General features: G+C 52.7%; 12 protein-coding genes. 5 read left to right on the forward strand and 7 right to left on the reverse strand.

The annotated features are described in order from the left end of the window. Nucleotides 1-5: 5 nt before the first annotated feature. Nucleotides 6-3,035, reverse strand: coding sequence for a SusC/RagA family TonB-linked outer membrane protein (locus tag IEX77_RS02560; RefSeq protein WP_188807566.1), 3,030 nt, complete (start codon nt 3,033-3,035; stop codon nt 6-8). Nucleotides 3,036-4,032: 997 nt separating this feature from the next. Between IEX77_RS02560 and IEX77_RS02565 the strand changes: the two genes are divergently transcribed. The 3 genes from IEX77_RS02565 to IEX77_RS02575 are packed head-to-tail and all read left to right on the forward strand — an operon-like array spanning nt 4,033 to nt 6,034. Next, nucleotides 4,033-4,887 (forward strand): ABC transporter ATP-binding protein, encoded by an 855-nt coding sequence (locus IEX77_RS02565; RefSeq protein WP_188807567.1) that lies wholly within the window; start codon nt 4,033-4,035, stop codon nt 4,885-4,887. 8 nt (nt 4,888-4,895) lie between these two features. Next, nucleotides 4,896-5,684 (forward strand): hypothetical protein, encoded by a 789-nt coding sequence (locus IEX77_RS02570; RefSeq protein WP_188807568.1) that lies wholly within the window; start codon nt 4,896-4,898, stop codon nt 5,682-5,684. Nucleotides 5,685-5,689: 5 nt separating this feature from the next. Further along, complete coding sequence (locus tag IEX77_RS02575) at nt 5,690-6,034, forward strand: GntR family transcriptional regulator (RefSeq protein ID WP_060936025.1); 345 nt, start codon at nt 5,690-5,692, stop codon at nt 6,032-6,034. A gap of 340 nt (nt 6,035-6,374) precedes the next feature. Here the strand turns inward: IEX77_RS02575 and IEX77_RS02580 are convergent, their stop codons facing one another. The 6 genes from IEX77_RS02580 to lysS form a co-directional block, all read right to left on the reverse strand. Further along, on the reverse strand, nt 6,375-7,580 hold the full coding sequence (locus IEX77_RS02580; protein WP_188807569.1) for a glycosyltransferase family 87 protein: 1,206 nt from the start codon (nt 7,578-7,580) through the stop codon (nt 6,375-6,377). Continuing rightward, nucleotides 7,573-8,523, reverse strand: coding sequence for a glycosyltransferase family 2 protein (locus IEX77_RS02585; RefSeq protein WP_188807754.1), 951 nt, complete (start codon nt 8,521-8,523; stop codon nt 7,573-7,575). The genes IEX77_RS02580 and IEX77_RS02585 overlap by 8 nt, the downstream gene beginning before the upstream one ends. A gap of 56 nt (nt 8,524-8,579) precedes the next feature. Further along, a complete protein-coding gene (locus IEX77_RS02590; RefSeq protein WP_188807570.1) occupies nt 8,580-9,326 on the reverse strand; it encodes an SIMPL domain-containing protein in 747 nt (248 codons plus the stop codon). 12 nt (nt 9,327-9,338) lie between these two features. Then, nucleotides 9,339-10,139 carry a polysaccharide deacetylase family protein gene (locus tag IEX77_RS02595; protein WP_188807571.1) on the reverse strand — a complete coding sequence of 267 codons (801 nt, stop codon included), beginning with the start codon at nt 10,137-10,139 and terminating at the stop codon, nt 9,339-9,341. A 16-nt stretch (nt 10,140-10,155) separates the two neighbouring features. Next, the gene (locus tag IEX77_RS02600; RefSeq protein WP_009433078.1) at nt 10,156-11,178 is read right to left on the reverse strand and encodes an NAD(P)H-dependent glycerol-3-phosphate dehydrogenase; all 1,023 of its coding nucleotides are present in this window, start codon (nt 11,176-11,178) and stop codon (nt 10,156-10,158) included. A gap of 69 nt (nt 11,179-11,247) precedes the next feature. Then, complete coding sequence (lysS, locus tag IEX77_RS02605; protein WP_060936031.1) at nt 11,248-12,984, reverse strand: lysine--tRNA ligase; 1,737 nt, start codon at nt 12,982-12,984, stop codon at nt 11,248-11,250. 267 nt (nt 12,985-13,251) lie between these two features. Between lysS and IEX77_RS02610 the strand changes: the two genes are divergently transcribed. Continuing rightward, on the forward strand, nt 13,252-13,839 hold the full coding sequence (locus tag IEX77_RS02610) for an NAD(P)H-dependent oxidoreductase (protein ID WP_188807572.1): 588 nt from the start codon (nt 13,252-13,254) through the stop codon (nt 13,837-13,839). A gap of 358 nt (nt 13,840-14,197) precedes the next feature. Continuing rightward, entirely contained in the window at nt 14,198-14,401 is a 204-nt protein-coding gene (locus tag IEX77_RS02615; RefSeq protein ID WP_009432916.1) for a winged helix-turn-helix domain-containing protein, read from the forward strand. Nucleotides 14,402-14,442: the final 41 nt, after the last annotated feature.

Consider the following 14,442-nt stretch of genomic DNA (forward strand, 5'->3'; position numbering starts at 1 on the left):
TCGACTTAGATACCGACCTTGATGCTGGCACCGATAGTGCGCTGGCTGGGGAGCATGAAGTAGTCATAGCCCTGACCAAACGTACCCGTAGACCCCGTGAGTTCAGGATCGTAAGGAGCCTTATTATAGATCATCCAAAGGTTCGTAGCGTAGACAGAGAGAGCTACATTCTTAAAGGTCTTGCCAAGGAAGTTCTTAGGCAGGCTGTAAGAGAGGCTCAGCTCCTGCAGACGAACGTTCGTAGCCGAGTAGACGTAGTAGGAGTCGAGGTTGTAGACAGCATCGTAGAACTGCTGTGGTGCGATGGTAAGACCTTCGCCGATGTTGATACCACCAGCATCACGTGCATCAGCAGAAGCCTGAGAAACCCCAAACTTGTCGAGAGCAGCCTGCGTCTTCGAGATGACGATACCACCAAGACGAGCCGTGAAGAGCATATTCAGGTCGAAGCCCTTATAAGAGAAGCCGTGCTTCCAGCCGAGGTTCCACTTAGCATTGACAGAACCGAGCTTATAAGGAGTCGTTGGCTCCGTGACCAGAGACTGACCTGGGGTATAGTCTACATAGCCATTAGCATCACGCTTGATGCGCTCGCTAGCGTAGACGTCACCGAGCTCACCACCTTCACGCAGACGGAAGCGACCCTTGACGATATCCTTCAGGTCAAAGACCTCGTGCGTGATAGGATTCGTGACACCAGAAGCCAGCTTGAGGATCTTATTGCGGTTAGCCGTAGCCGTAACACTTGAGTTGTACTCAAAGCCACCAAACTTCTTATTGAAGCCAAGCGTCATTTCGATACCACGGTTACGAACATTACCAGCCTGTACATAGAGCTTCTTATAGCCCGTACCTGGATCGAGGTCAGTCTCAAGGAGCTGGTTGAGCGTATTTGACTGATAGACCGTAGCACCAAACGTCAGAGCACCACCGAACCAACGGGAGTCGACCCCGAGCTCGATAGAGCGCGTACGCTCAGCCTTCAGGTCAGGCAAAGGATAGTAGTCGAAGGGCTCGACCTTACCGCTGCTCATCGAGTGCGTGATAGTACCTGGGGTCAGACCAGTGAAGGGGATAGGAGAACCCACCTCCGTATAAGAGGTACGTACCTTCAGATAAGAGAGCGTAGGACGGAGCTTAGCGCGCAGGTCCTCAGAGATAAGGTCGGTGACGACAGCAGAGAGACCGATCGAGGGATAGAAGATCCAGGGATCTACGCTACCGACGAGCTGCGAAGGCTTGTCCGTACGCCCCGTAAGCGTCAGATAGAGTGCGTTGCGCCAAGCAAGTTCAGCAGAAGCGAAGACTGCGAAATTACTCTTACGCGTAGAGGACTGCGAGCCACCGCTCTGGAGCTGATTGGTATTGGGGAAGATGAACTTATTAGGGATAAGGAAGAGGTGTCCACCAAAGCCCTGACCCTTATTGTCATACTCTTCATACGACGTACCGAGGGTAGCCGTCAGATTGATGTCCTGAGCAATAGGGGAATTGTAGTTCGCCATGAAGTCTACATACTTCTGCTTGAAGTAGCTGACATCAGAGGAGAAGTAACCAAGAGGCTTAGAGAAGACGCTGGAGGTAGAAGCATAGAGCTTCGTCTCACGCTCAGTGAAGGTGTTATCCAAACGAGCACGACCCGTGAAGTTGATCTTCTTATTCAGCTCATACTTCAGAGAGCCGAAGAGCATATAGCGGTCATTGACCTCGGGGTGCAGGTTGCGGTATGCCACCCAGTAAGGGTTCTGCACGTCCATACCCATGCTACCGGGCTTCCACTGCTGTACATTGTACCCCAGCTCAGCATCGTAGCGCTCGAAGTACTTCTCTTGGTCGAAGTTCTCACCACGAGGATAGAGATAAGCACCTACGATAGGATTGAAGTATGCCCCGTAGGAGATCATGTTGTTCGCGTAGTCACGGATGTAGTTAGCCGAGACGTCCAGCGTCAGCTTATCATTGAGGAACTTCGACGTATTGCGAATCGAAGCATTATAGCGATGGTACTTATTGTTAGGTACGATCCCCTTAGCATTGATAGCAGAGGCAGAGAAGTAGGTCTGGTTCTTATCCGTACCAACCGAGAAGTTGAACGAGTTATTGAACGTCACACCACGGTTGTAGAAGTCGCGTACCTTATAGTCAGAAGGAGTAGCGAGCTTATCACCCCATGAGGTGTACTGACCAGCCTGATTGCCATAGGTATTCTGGAACTTAGGCAGGATGAAGGGCGAAGCCGTCTCTACAGAAGAAGAGAAGTTCACGCGCAGCTGACCTGCAGCACCCTTCTTCGTATTGATGAGGATAACCCCATTAGCAGCACTTGCACCATAGAGAGCAGCAGCCGAAGGACCCGTCAGGACGCTAATTGATTCGATATCATCAGGGTTGATATTTGAGATACCTTCACCCGAAGCACGACCTGCACCGAAGCCAGAGCCGTCACCACCACGGTCAGCGCTGTTACCGACAGGAACCCCGTCGATCACGTAGAGCACATTATTATCCCCTGAGATCGACTTGTTACCACGCATGACGACACGCGTGCTACCACCGACACCCGAGGCACTACGCTGGATGTTCACACCAGCGACCTTACCGTTGAGGCTATTCATGAAGTTGGCATCCTTCACCGTCGTCAGAGCATCGTTCTTGATCTCCTGGACATTATAGCTCAGAGCCTTCTGAGAGCGCTTGATACCGAGAGCGGTGACGACGACCCCTTGGAGCTGGTTGTCTTCACCGGAGAGCTCGATCTTCAGCTCCGTCTGGTTACCGACAGGGACCTCCTTCTTCGTGTAGCCGATAGACGACACGACGAGGACGGCACCTGACTTCACGTTCTTCAAGGTAAACTTCCCGTTGATGTCCGTGGAAGCACCTTGACCTTGTACGCCCTTGAGCAGGACTGAAGCCCCGATCACAGGCTCATGATTCGTGGCATCGAGGACGACACCACTGATACTCTTGCCTTGTGCCATCGCGGTAGCGACGGTAAGGAAGAGGATCATGAGGATAGATAGTACTTTCTTCATATTTAAAACTAAAAAATAAGCGGTGGGTGATCTTAGCCTCTATGCTTTCTCTGTAGGATTAGAGAGAAAAGGCTGCGAAGCTCTCCTGTGCAGCACCCTGTGGGGCAAGCGGCAGCAGTGAGCAAACGGCTGATTGAGGGAAAGACGGTACGGGGACCAATGCATATACATAAGCCGTATCAATAGCCCCGTCTTGGAGTAGATAAGGTATAGCAACGGAAGAAAGCCCCCAACCATTCTGGTTGAGAGTAGCACAAAGCTCCGAGGAGCGATTAGTCTGTTGCACGAAGGCACGAGCAGTAATCATATTCCATTGTAAGTGCGAGCAAAAGTAATAATTAAATTCTTTCGGAAGTTGCAAGAAGACAAATACTTACTTCCTAAAATATTTAAGTATATAATAGCACCTATAACTCCCTGTTATATTGCCAGATACAACCACAAGATGGCGCCACGCAACTTGGCTGTTAGAAGCACCATTCTACAACAAATACGATGCAATCATTCAGGGAAAGCAAAAGACAGCTCAAAAAGTAGACCTTCAGCGCACCTATTACAGGGATCAGAAGCACCCTGCGCTCTTGATCAGTCCACTACAGGAAGACAGTTGGAACAGTCGCACCTCAACGAGAGAAATAGCAGACCACCAATCAGACTATATACCAGCCTATTACGAGAGGGCTATAAGGGAGGTAAAACGAACCAGTACTGGTCACTCATCGGAGCAGTACTGGTTCGTGGTATGTACCAGTACTGGTCTAAGCTCCGACCAGTACTGGTCAACTCGCCGACCAGTAGTGGTTCGCATAGCTACCTTATATAAGGGTATTCCACCTACTTCCCCTACCCTATTCCCTTTCGCTCGGAGCCGCATGATATATACGCACCGGAGAAAAAGTTGAGAGAAATATCAGACAGGTGATACACCTTATGAAAAGTTTGCTACCTTTGCAGTGTTACAGACAAGCAGTACACCACATATAAATATTACTGTCCTATGATCACAACTAAGCAACTTTCCTTCGGCTACAAGTCAGGGCGCCCTGTCTTCAGTGGCCTCGACCTGAGCCTACCTCAGGGTAGCGTCGTAGGGCTCCTCGGTAAAAACGGCGAGGGCAAGACTACACTCCTGAAGAATCTCTGTGGCCAGCTCTTCTCTAAGCAAGGTGAGATCAACGTCCTTGGCTTCACGCCACGCGAACGTAAGGTCGCCTTCCTCCAGCAGGTCTACCTCCTCCCCGAAGAGATCCACGTACCTCAGGTCACCATCCGACGCTACTTCGACCTCTGCGCTCCCTTCTACCCCAACTACGATGAAGCTATTGCCCGCGAACTCATCGAGACCTTCTCACTCGACTGGAATATGAACCTGGGCAAGGTATCACAGGGGCAGAAGAAGAAGGCACTGATTGCCTTCGCTCTCTCACTCCGTGTGCCCCTGCTTCTCCTCGATGAGCCGACGAACGGGCTGGATATTCCTTCGAAGGGAGAATTCCGCCGCGCCGTAGCTCGCCACCTCAGCGAAGAGCAGACGGTCATCATCAGCACGCACCAAGTACGAGATCTTGAGCAGCTCATCGACCGCATCGTCATCCTCGAGCGTGGTAGCATCTACTGCAATGAGTCCATCGCTGATCTCTCCGAGCGTCTTTACTTCGGTCTCATCAGTCCCGACGAAGAAGCTCGCGCACTCTATACAGAGCCTTCGCTGGGTGGTACCGTCGGCATCCTGCCACTTCAAGGCGAAGCCGTGACGGATACCTTCAGCATGGAGCTCTTCTTCAATGCTGTCGTCAGCCGAGGCGAAGAACTCATGCATCACCTTCACACTCCATCTGAAACCTCTAAATAAGCGCTACGATGAATACCTCCACGCTACATCGCTCCTCATTTGGGCGCATCTACCTCCTCACTGTAGAAGGCTTCTTCAGCTCCCTGCGCCCACTGCTCATCTTCCATGCCATTATGGCGGTGGCATTCTTCGGCTTCCCGTTCCTGACCCTTTTTCTCACGAAGGGATTTAATATCCAAGACGCCTTCATTGAACTGGCTGACGTCTATGGTAGTGGCGGAGTCATCGGCCCCTACCTGTTCGGGACGATCATCTATATCTTGATCTGGATCAATAAGTGCGTACATAAGCCTTCGCCTGGTGCTTATACCCAGATCCCCGCTTCGGCTGGAGAGAAGATGATAAGTATTGCCCTACTCAGCTTGGGCTATTACCTCATCTCGCTTCTATCTACGCTGATTATCTCTGGTATCTTTGGGATCTTCGTCCCTGGGGGATTCAGCAATGTTTTGGAATGGGCACTCCCGATACAGTTCTTTTATGGTAAGCTCTATCTAAAAGATTTAGCAGCTCTTCTCTCTTTGGGACTACAGTTGCCACTACTCGCGGCGCTCTGCATGATCCACTTCCGCAAGGCGATCTTCGGGCTGTGTGCTGCGGCGTTCGTAGAGTTCAGTGGCTTCCTCATCTTCCTCACCGTCGTCCTCAACTACGAAGAGGAGATATACCATTACACGGTAGAGTATCCCCTCACCGATGGTGATTATGCTTGGATCATCCTGATCTCCTTCGGGCTCATCGACCTCTTCCTCACCTGGGCTATCTACCATCGCCTCAAGACCATCCAAATCAAGTAATCTCTATGGCATTCTCCAATGTGGGCTTTGCCCATATCATCGACTACATCAACGAAGGCGTACTGACGGGGCGATTCACCGAAGGCGAGCGTATCCCCTCTGTGCGCGACATGGCCGAACTGATGCAGGTCGCCCCCAACACCGTCGTTCACGCCTATGATAAGTTGGCTCTCCGTGGTCTGGTATATCCTATGCGTGGCCTTGGCTACTATATCAGCGAAGGGGCGGTAGAAACCATCCGCGCTGAGAAGCGTAGGGCCTTCCACGAAGAGTCTATCCCTCGCTTCCGCCGTGATGCAGAGCTTCTCGGCATCACCAGCGAAGAGCTCCGCAAGGCACTCGATCTCTAAGCCCCCTACACCACTACTTTCAGCGTGCCCCGCATACCTTTCCCATCGGGATTAGGTATGCGGGGCACGGCTATTTATTGGGCTTAGGAGGAAAGGGTATATACCCTTGGGGCAAATAGTATATACCCTTCGAGCAAATAGTATATACCTTCTGAGCAGAGGGTATATACCTTTCAAATGGAAGTTATATTACTTCCGTCCCAATGTTATATTACTTTCAGGCAAATGTTATATTACTTTCAGGCAAATGTTATATTACTTTCGAGTGAAAGTTATATTACTTTTCCTCAGAAGTTATATTACTTTTCTCCGAAGCCTATTGGAGCCACTGACGAAGGCACTATAGAGCCGTCTTAGAAGGGGCGTAGTCGCGCGTCAGAAGTTCGTAGCTCAGGCGCAGCCAAATGAGCGTGGGAGGAAGTGCCTTCAAGGCATAAGGCAAGACATACGCCTCACGCAGGCTTCGGGGGAAGAGGTCCGAAGGCGAGAGACTACTTAGCACGAAGGCGAAGACCAGAAGAGCTACGTCCCACCCCGAGCGCTTCCACGGGCTCGTCGTGTACCACAGCGCGATCCCAGCGAAAGGTATAATGTAGGTGCTTGACTCGCTACCCGTACTGAAAAGTACTACAAAGAGAAGCACCGAGCTAAGTATCGCATAGCGGAATGCCAAGTGGCGGTACTGCCCGAAGCGAAGGTAAGGCAAGCCAAAGAGCACCAGCCCGGGAAGGATAACCAGAAGATCGGAGTAAGAAGCCGAGCCCGATACCTTGCGAATCATCCCGAGAAGCGAGATGTTCTGCATTAGGGAGAAGGTGTTCTCTCCGTTCTTCGCCGCAAGTCGTTCGTACCACTCGACGTATTGCCCTACGACATATTCGGGGCTACTGATCAGCATCGGCGCGACAAAGCACACGACTGACCAGCCGATGAGAGCCAGGATGAAGCGGGGCTTGCGCTTGACGAAGAAGAAGAATGCCAAGCCGACGACGCCATAGAGCTTGACGAACGTCCCCAAGACAATGAGGAAGGCGGCCGTGACTTCTCTCCCCTTCTCGATAGCTGCAAAGGAGCCGATGATGATGGCAGCGATGGCGATATTGAACTGCTGCATCTGCAGCGCCGTAAGTAGCTCATGCGCGCAGAACCAGTAGAGGAAGATCTGTCGCCCTTCTTCCAAGGGCAGGCGACGCACTGCATAATACATGCCGAGCGCGAGCACTACGAGCCAGAGGAGAAGACCAATAGCATCGGGCACCACCGCAAAGGGAGCGATGACGAGACTGAAGATCGGGCCGTAGTGATTGTGGTCGTTGTACTCCGTCGGATAGAAGTCATACAGCGACAACTTCTGGATGGTGTGCCAGAAGACTCCTCGGAAGATGAGGAAATTATTATGGCGATGCGGCGCTATCTTCGTCAGCCCTGCGACCACAGCCAAGAGCGTCCACAAGCCAAAGAGCGTGCGGGGATTCGAGAAGAAAGGCTTGTGGAAGAAGGCCTGCAGCTTAGCGCACAGGCGAAGTAAGGGTTGGTCCTTAGTCATGATGCTTGAGGTGCTGAGCTATGTGATAGCGTGGGCGCTGCTTGATCTCGATATAGATCTTCCCGATATACTGCCCGATGACGCCGAGCGACAGCAGGACAATGCTCCCGATGAACCATAAGGAGAGCATCAGCGAAGCCCAACCCGGCACGGACAAGTGCTCGATGTAAGAGACCAGCACATACACCGCCATGCAAATACTGATCAGCAGGCACAGCAGTCCCATACCGATGATCCAGCTGATAGGGCGCGTCGTGAAGGAAGTGATACCATCTACCGCCAGCAGGAGCATCTTGCGCAGCGTGTACTTCGATTCCCCAGCGACGCGCTCACTGATGACGTCGTCGACGGTCGTAGAAGCATAGCCCAGCTGAGGGATGATCCCACGCAGATAGAGATTGCGCTCAGGGTAGCAAGCCAAAGCATCCAGCGCACGACGACTCATCAGACGGAAGTCCGCATGATTGTAAATCGCACGAATCCCCATAGCACTCTGCAGGCGATAGAATGCCAGTGCCGAGGTGCGCTTGAGGAGAGGATCCGCCGTGCGTGAGACCTTCACCCCATAGACAATATCATAGCCCTCCAGATAGCGATCGATCATTTCCTCGAGCGCGCCTAAGTCATCCTGCAGATCGGCATCAATCGTGACGACGGCATCAGCGAAGTCTCGCGCCGTCATCATCCCCGCCATGATCGCTGACTGATGGCCCACATTGCCCGCCAGACAAAGTCCATCGATGAAGTGATTCTCTCGGTGAAGCTCTTCTATCAGCTCCCAGGTGCGGTCACGACTGCCATCATTGACGTAGAGGACGTGACTTGTGGGAAGGATCTTACCTGCTGCGATGAGGCGCTCAAGGAGAGTCGTGAGTTCGCGAGCGGAATAAGCAAGGATCGCCTCCTCGTTGTAGCACGGGGAGACGATCACTAAGCGGGGAATGGGGATAGAGATCATGTGATGATCAGAGGAATGAATGCTTTGGGGGCAAACACACTTTACTTAATGTTGTAGGTAGAGCTGACCGTGATGCTGGCGGTCTTCTCCTTAGAAGAAGTATTGAAGGAGCCACCCCAGCTGTAATCTTCGTCGCTATTCTGACCGACGATCTGGAAGACACCCATGTTGGACTTCGTCAGGCCACCGAGACTGCTCTTACTGCCCTCAGCGATGACGGAGGCACGATTGCGAGCATCTTCAGAGGCTTCCTTGAGCATCTCGATCTTGAGGTCATTGAGCTTCGTGTAGTAGTAGCGAGGATTACCCGACTCGATCTCAATACCATTATTGATCAGCTCAGAGATCTGGCGAGAGACTGCTTCGATAGCCTCGATATTGCGCGAGGTGATCGTCACCGTCTGCGTCAGTGAGTAGCCCTTGAAGCGATAGAAGGTACGCCCAGAGCTCTCATCGTAGGAGCTTTCATTCTCACGAGAGATGCTGACGCTGCTATAAGCAATAGCTTCGCTGGGGATACTCTTGCTCTTGAGGTAAGAAGCTACTGCCTGCTGCTTCCCCTTAAGCTCGGAGTAAGCATCCTGCAGATCTGTCGACTCAGAGGTGAAGGTCGCAGACCAGACAATAAGGTCAGAGGTGAAGTTACGCTCAGCCTTCCCCGTGACGGAGATCGTCTTGGGCGAATTGCTACGGAAGCCCTTCAGACCGCCAGCGAGTACGAAGACGGAGACAAGCAATGCGACAGCTCCGATGAGCGTGAGCGTAAGAGCGGACTTGTTAATGTTCATTGAGAAAAGAGATTAGATAGTTATTGTAGAATCAGTGAACTCAGAATAGGTGATGAACTCAGCTCCCTCCTGCTTGAAGTAACTGATCCAGCGATCCAGTCGATCGACCATCGCACGGCCAGAGTTATTACGCACGATGAAGGGGAGGTTAAGCTCGGGGTGCTCATTCAGCTCGTAGAACTCCCACGGATGGAAGTAGGTCACCAGATAGCCATCATGACGGAGCGTGCGACGGCAGAGCCAGCGATAGAGTCCGAAGGGAAGGTTGTGACACGAGAGCCAGAAGAGCGGGAAGCGAATAAGAGGCGTCACCGAAGCTGGGATCTGCAGTACACCCTCCTTCATGAAGTGCGTGCGTGGTGCACTCAGATGCATGTAGCGCCCAGGGATGAAGGTTGGGTTAAGAGAGGTATTGTAGCTATAGCCTGCCTTATAGACCTCCGCCTCAGGGACGGGCATCATGCGAGCCTGACGATAGCCTCGCACAGGGACTCCTGCAAGGGCCTCGAGAGCATCCTTAGACTTCTTCAGGTCGGCAGGCTCAAAGGTCCAGTGGTAGTAACCATGCGAAGCGAGCTCGTGCCCCTCAGAGAGGATACGCTGGATGATCTCGGGAGCGTGCTGAGCGAAGTTCGCCGTACAGAAAAGAGTAGCACGTACCTTATGCTTCTTGAGTACATCGAGGAGGGCATGTGATCCTGCGACAGAGATACGCACCTGCTCCGCCATAGGAAGCTCGACTCCGTGCTCACGAGGCACGTCGAACTCCTCTATATCGAAGCTCAATAGGATACGATGGGGGCGTGTAGCCATTGGGGAAGGAAGGGGACTACTTGAAGAGAGTAGATAGACGCTCGATACTTTGCTCGACGGGAGCACCCTCATAGAGGATATTGTAGACGGCGCTACAGATAGGCATCGTCACTTGGTAGCGCTGGTTGATCTCATGGATACACTTAGCGCCGTAGTACCCTTCGGCGATCATGTTCATCTCCATCTGAGCAGCACGGACGCTGTAGCCCTTACCGATCATATTACCGAAGGTACGATTGCGGCTATAGCTGGAGTAGGCCGTGACGAGGAGGTCACCGAGGTAGACGGACTCCGTGACGTCACGACTGACGAGGTGCACAGTACTAACGAAGTTGCTCATCTCCGCGATAGCATTCGATATCAGCACGGACTGGAAGTTATCTCCCTTATTCATCCCGTGGCAGATACCAGCAGCGATAGCATAGATATTCTTCAGTACCGCTGCGTACTCGATACCGACGACGTCACGGCTGACAGCGCAGTGGACGTAGTCGTTGCTGAAGATCTCTTCGCTCAGCACCTTGGCCTTAGCCATATCGAAGCAACCGACCGTCAGGTAGGACATGCGATCCTTGGCGATCTCCTCGGCGTGACAAGGGCCTGCGATGACCCCGATCTGACCAGGACGCAGCTCCTTATACTCCTGTAGATAGTCCGAGATGAGGACGTTCTCCTCGGGCACCATCCCCTTGATCGCATTGATGACGAGCTTATTTCGGATGACCGAGTTACGCACACGCTTGAGGTAATAGCGTATGTAGGGGGAGGGGGTAGCCAGGATCACGGTATCACAGGCTCGGAAGAAGTCATTGACATCCGAGTCGGTGAAAAAGGTGATACGATCCGTATCGAAGGTAACCGACGTCAGGTAACCAGGATTGTGGCGCAGGCGCTTGAAGTCCTTGACGTGTGTCGAGGTGCGCAGCAGCCAGTTAAGTTTGGGTTGCCGTGAGAGGACGATCTTCGCCAAGGCTGTAGCCCAGCTACCGCCACCGAGGATACCTACTCTACCGGGGAAGCTGGAAGTCTGTTCGGGCATGATACGTGTACTTACTTAGCCGACTTCCCCGATGAAGGGGAGTGGCTCGTGAGAGTGAGCGGGGTGCGCTTACTGAGCGCCCCCGATGGTGGTCCAAGCTGTGACGATCTCGAGCGTCAGAGGCTCCAGATCCAGCTGATACTTCTTCTTGATGTCCTGGAGCTGCTGCAGCAGGCGACCGGGCTTCTCTTCGGCGCGTACAGCATCCAGTGTCAGATAGCCAGCCTTGTGCAGGACGGGTACCCATGCTTCGGGGATACCAGCAGCGACGAAGACCTCCTTCTTGTCGCGAGGAGCGACCTTCTCGGGGCGCATCTGAGGGAAGAAGAGTACTTCCTGGATGCTTTCCTGACCTGTCAGGAGCATCACAAGGCGATCCATACCGATACCCATACCGCTCGTCGGGGGCATACCATACTCAAGGGCACGGAGGAAGTCGGCATCGATGAACATCGCTTCATCGTCCCCCTTCTCTGAGAGACGGAGCTGCTCCTCGAAGCGCTCACGCTGATCGATGGGGTCATTGAGCTCGGAGTAAGCATTGGCCAGCTCCTTACCATTGACCATCAGCTCGAAGCGCTCGGTGAGGCGGGGATTAGAGCGGTGCTCCTTCGTCAGGGGCGACATTTCCTTGGGATAGTCGGTGATGAAGGTAGGCTGGATATAGCTGCCTTCGCACTTCTCGCCGAAGATCTCATCGATCATCTTACCGACACCCATGGATTCGTCGACCTCGACACCGAGCTTCTTGCAGGTAGCACGAAGCTCGTCCTCGCCCATCTGACTGATATCTATACCCGTATGCTCCTGGATCGCATCAAGCATAGTGATACGCTTGAAGGGAGCCTTGAAGTCAATCTCGCGATCCCCTACTCTGACCTTCGTCGTGCCTAAGACCTCGAGGCAGATGAACTCCAGCATACGCTCGGTGAACTCCATCATCCAGTTGTAGTCCTTGTAGGAGACATAGATCTCCATAGCGGTGAACTCGGGGTTGTGCGTGCGGTCCATACCTTCGTTGCGGAAGTTACGGCTGAACTCGTACACACCCTCGAAGCCCCCGACGATGAGACGCTTCAGATAAAGCTCGTTGGCGATACGCAGATAGAGCGGGATATCCAGCGCGTTGTGATGCGTGATGAAGGGGCGCGCAGCAGCACCGCCAGGGATAGGCTGCAGTACGGGCGTATCGACCTCGATGTAGCCACGTTCGTTGAAGAACTGGCGCATCGCATTGAAGATCTTCGTACGCTTGAGGAAGATATCCTTGACATGACTATTGACGACGAGGTCAACATAGCGCTGGCGGAAGCGGAGCTCAGGATCAGTGAAGCTGTCGAAGGTCTGACCATCCTTCTCCTTGACCACGGGCAGGGGACGCAGTGCCTTCGAGAGGAAGGTCAGCGAAGAGGCATGTACCGAGATCTCCCCCATCTGTGTGCGAAAGACTTCGCCCTCGACACCGATGAAGTCGCCGATATCCATGAGCTTCTTCACTACATTATTATATAGGGTCTTGTCTTCGCCTGGGCAGATCTCATCACGCGTGATGTAGATCTGGATACGGCCAGTAGAGTCCTGGAGCTCGAGGAAGGAAGCCTTACCCATGATACGACGGCCCATGACACGGCCAGCGACACGTACCTCACGACGAGGTGCATCATCCTGGAAGGTATCGAGGATCTCACGGGCATACCCCGTGACGACATATTCGTCTGCTGGATAAGGATTGATACCGAGGGCACGAAGCTCCTCAAGACTACGGCGACGGAAGATCTCCTGTTCGCTCAGCTCTAAGATATTCATTCTGCTATATGCTGATTCTGATATTTACTTCTTTACTAATCTACGCAAAGATAAGGCATTTCTACGATAGGACTAGACCGTTACACCCATGGCTATCCCCTATTGTAGCTAGTCCTATCACCACCTCCCACTATAGAGAAGATAGCAGAACGGTAATCCAAGCCTTCTCAACATTCTTTCACAGGCCGAGGTTGATAGATAAAAGTATAGTCATCGACTTGAGAGTCGTACCCTACTGCCTACAACTCAATAAGTATCATATGTAGAATGGAAATACTCGATATCCTTCGCTCCCGCTACACGACCAAGACCTACGACAGCACCTTCCACCTCAGCGACAAGCAGCTGGAGGACATCAAGGAGATGCTCCGCCTCTGTCCCAGCTCCATAAATAGCCAGCCCTGGGCCTTCGAGCTCATCGGCGATCGTGAGACAAAGAGCCTGCTTGCCCAGCACTCGTACTCCAACAAAGACCGTATCGAGCAAGCCAGTCATCTCCTCGTCATCTATAACTATCGTGACGTAGCGACCTTCGAAGCAGAGCGTATCGCCACGCTCAGCGAAGGGGCGCAGGAGTTCTATCGCAATAAGATCGCTTCTCAGGGCGAGGCCTCCGTCCTGGGCTGGATGCATAGTCAAGCCTATATCGCTCTCGGAATCGCCTTGACGGGGCTTGCGAGCATGGAGCTGGACAGCACTCCCATGGAAGGCATCGACCTCGAGGCCTACGACCAGATACTCCATCACGACAAGTATCGCCCCGTCCTCGCTATCGCGATCGGTAAGCGTAGCGGCGACGACATCAACCAACCAACGATCACTCCCAAGCAGCGCCGCAGCGAGGTCTTCCTGTAGTCCTCTCTTATAGAGTATACTACGATGCATCATACAAGTGGCATTTCTCGACCAGTACTGGTCAGCGAACGAACCAGTACTGGTCGCGAAGTGAACCAGTATAAGTCAATATTAGTGACCAGTACTGCTCCGATCTGTGACCAGTACTGGTTGCAAAACGCCCTTCTTATCTAACACCATTCCAATCATATAGAACACACTGCCGGAAGGCCACATGTGCAACCTCCGATCCAATCAGTTCATGCACCCTACTGGGCGTTTGCTTTATCAGAAAAGAGTTGGTAATTTTACCGCAAAGCCAGTGCTATTGCAGAGCTGGTGGCACTATGGGTCTAACAATTAATCTATTCGAACGCACATGATCGAACGTATCGGCACCAATGCTGGCCTCGTATGGAATGCCCTTAACAGCCTGGGCAAGATGGACATTAAGGCTCTTCGTAAAGCAACCAAGCTCCGCTCTGACAAGGAGCTCTTTGCAGCCATCGGTTGGCTCGCAAAGGAAGGGAAGCTCCTCTTTGATGAATCTGGTGAAGAATTGCTCGTTGAGCTCACCTACTAATGCTACATGGGGAGCACCACTCCCCTACTCACACCCTCAAG

This window comes from Porphyromonas pasteri (assembly GCF_014647755.1).
Classification (GTDB): Bacteria; Bacteroidota; Bacteroidia; order Bacteroidales; family Porphyromonadaceae; genus Porphyromonas; species Porphyromonas pasteri.

Excerpts from the sequence above, each read along its gene's own strand:
- IEX77_RS02595 (WP_188807571.1), bottom strand. The coding sequence starts at position 10,139 with ATGGCTACACGCCCCCATCGTATCCTATTGAGCTTCGATATAGAGGAG.
- IEX77_RS02575 (WP_060936025.1), top strand. The coding sequence starts at position 5,690 with ATGGCATTCTCCAATGTGGGCTTTGCCCATATCATCGACTACATCAAC.
- IEX77_RS02600 (WP_009433078.1), bottom strand. The coding sequence starts at position 11,178 with ATGCCCGAACAGACTTCCAGCTTCCCCGGTAGAGTAGGTATCCTCGGT.
- lysS (WP_060936031.1), bottom strand. The coding sequence starts at position 12,984 with ATGAATATCTTAGAGCTGAGCGAACAGGAGATCTTCCGTCGCCGTAGT.
- IEX77_RS02590 (WP_188807570.1), bottom strand. The coding sequence starts at position 9,326 with ATGAACATTAACAAGTCCGCTCTTACGCTCACGCTCATCGGAGCTGTC.
- IEX77_RS02615 (WP_009432916.1), top strand. The coding sequence starts at position 14,198 with ATGATCGAACGTATCGGCACCAATGCTGGCCTCGTATGGAATGCCCTT.
- IEX77_RS02610 (WP_188807572.1), top strand. The coding sequence starts at position 13,252 with ATGGAAATACTCGATATCCTTCGCTCCCGCTACACGACCAAGACCTAC.
- IEX77_RS02580 (WP_188807569.1), bottom strand. The coding sequence starts at position 7,580 with ATGACTAAGGACCAACCCTTACTTCGCCTGTGCGCTAAGCTGCAGGCC.
- IEX77_RS02560 (WP_188807566.1), bottom strand. The coding sequence starts at position 3,035 with ATGAAGAAAGTACTATCTATCCTCATGATCCTCTTCCTTACCGTCGCT.
- IEX77_RS02565 (WP_188807567.1), top strand. The coding sequence starts at position 4,033 with ATGATCACAACTAAGCAACTTTCCTTCGGCTACAAGTCAGGGCGCCCT.
- IEX77_RS02570 (WP_188807568.1), top strand. The coding sequence starts at position 4,896 with ATGAATACCTCCACGCTACATCGCTCCTCATTTGGGCGCATCTACCTC.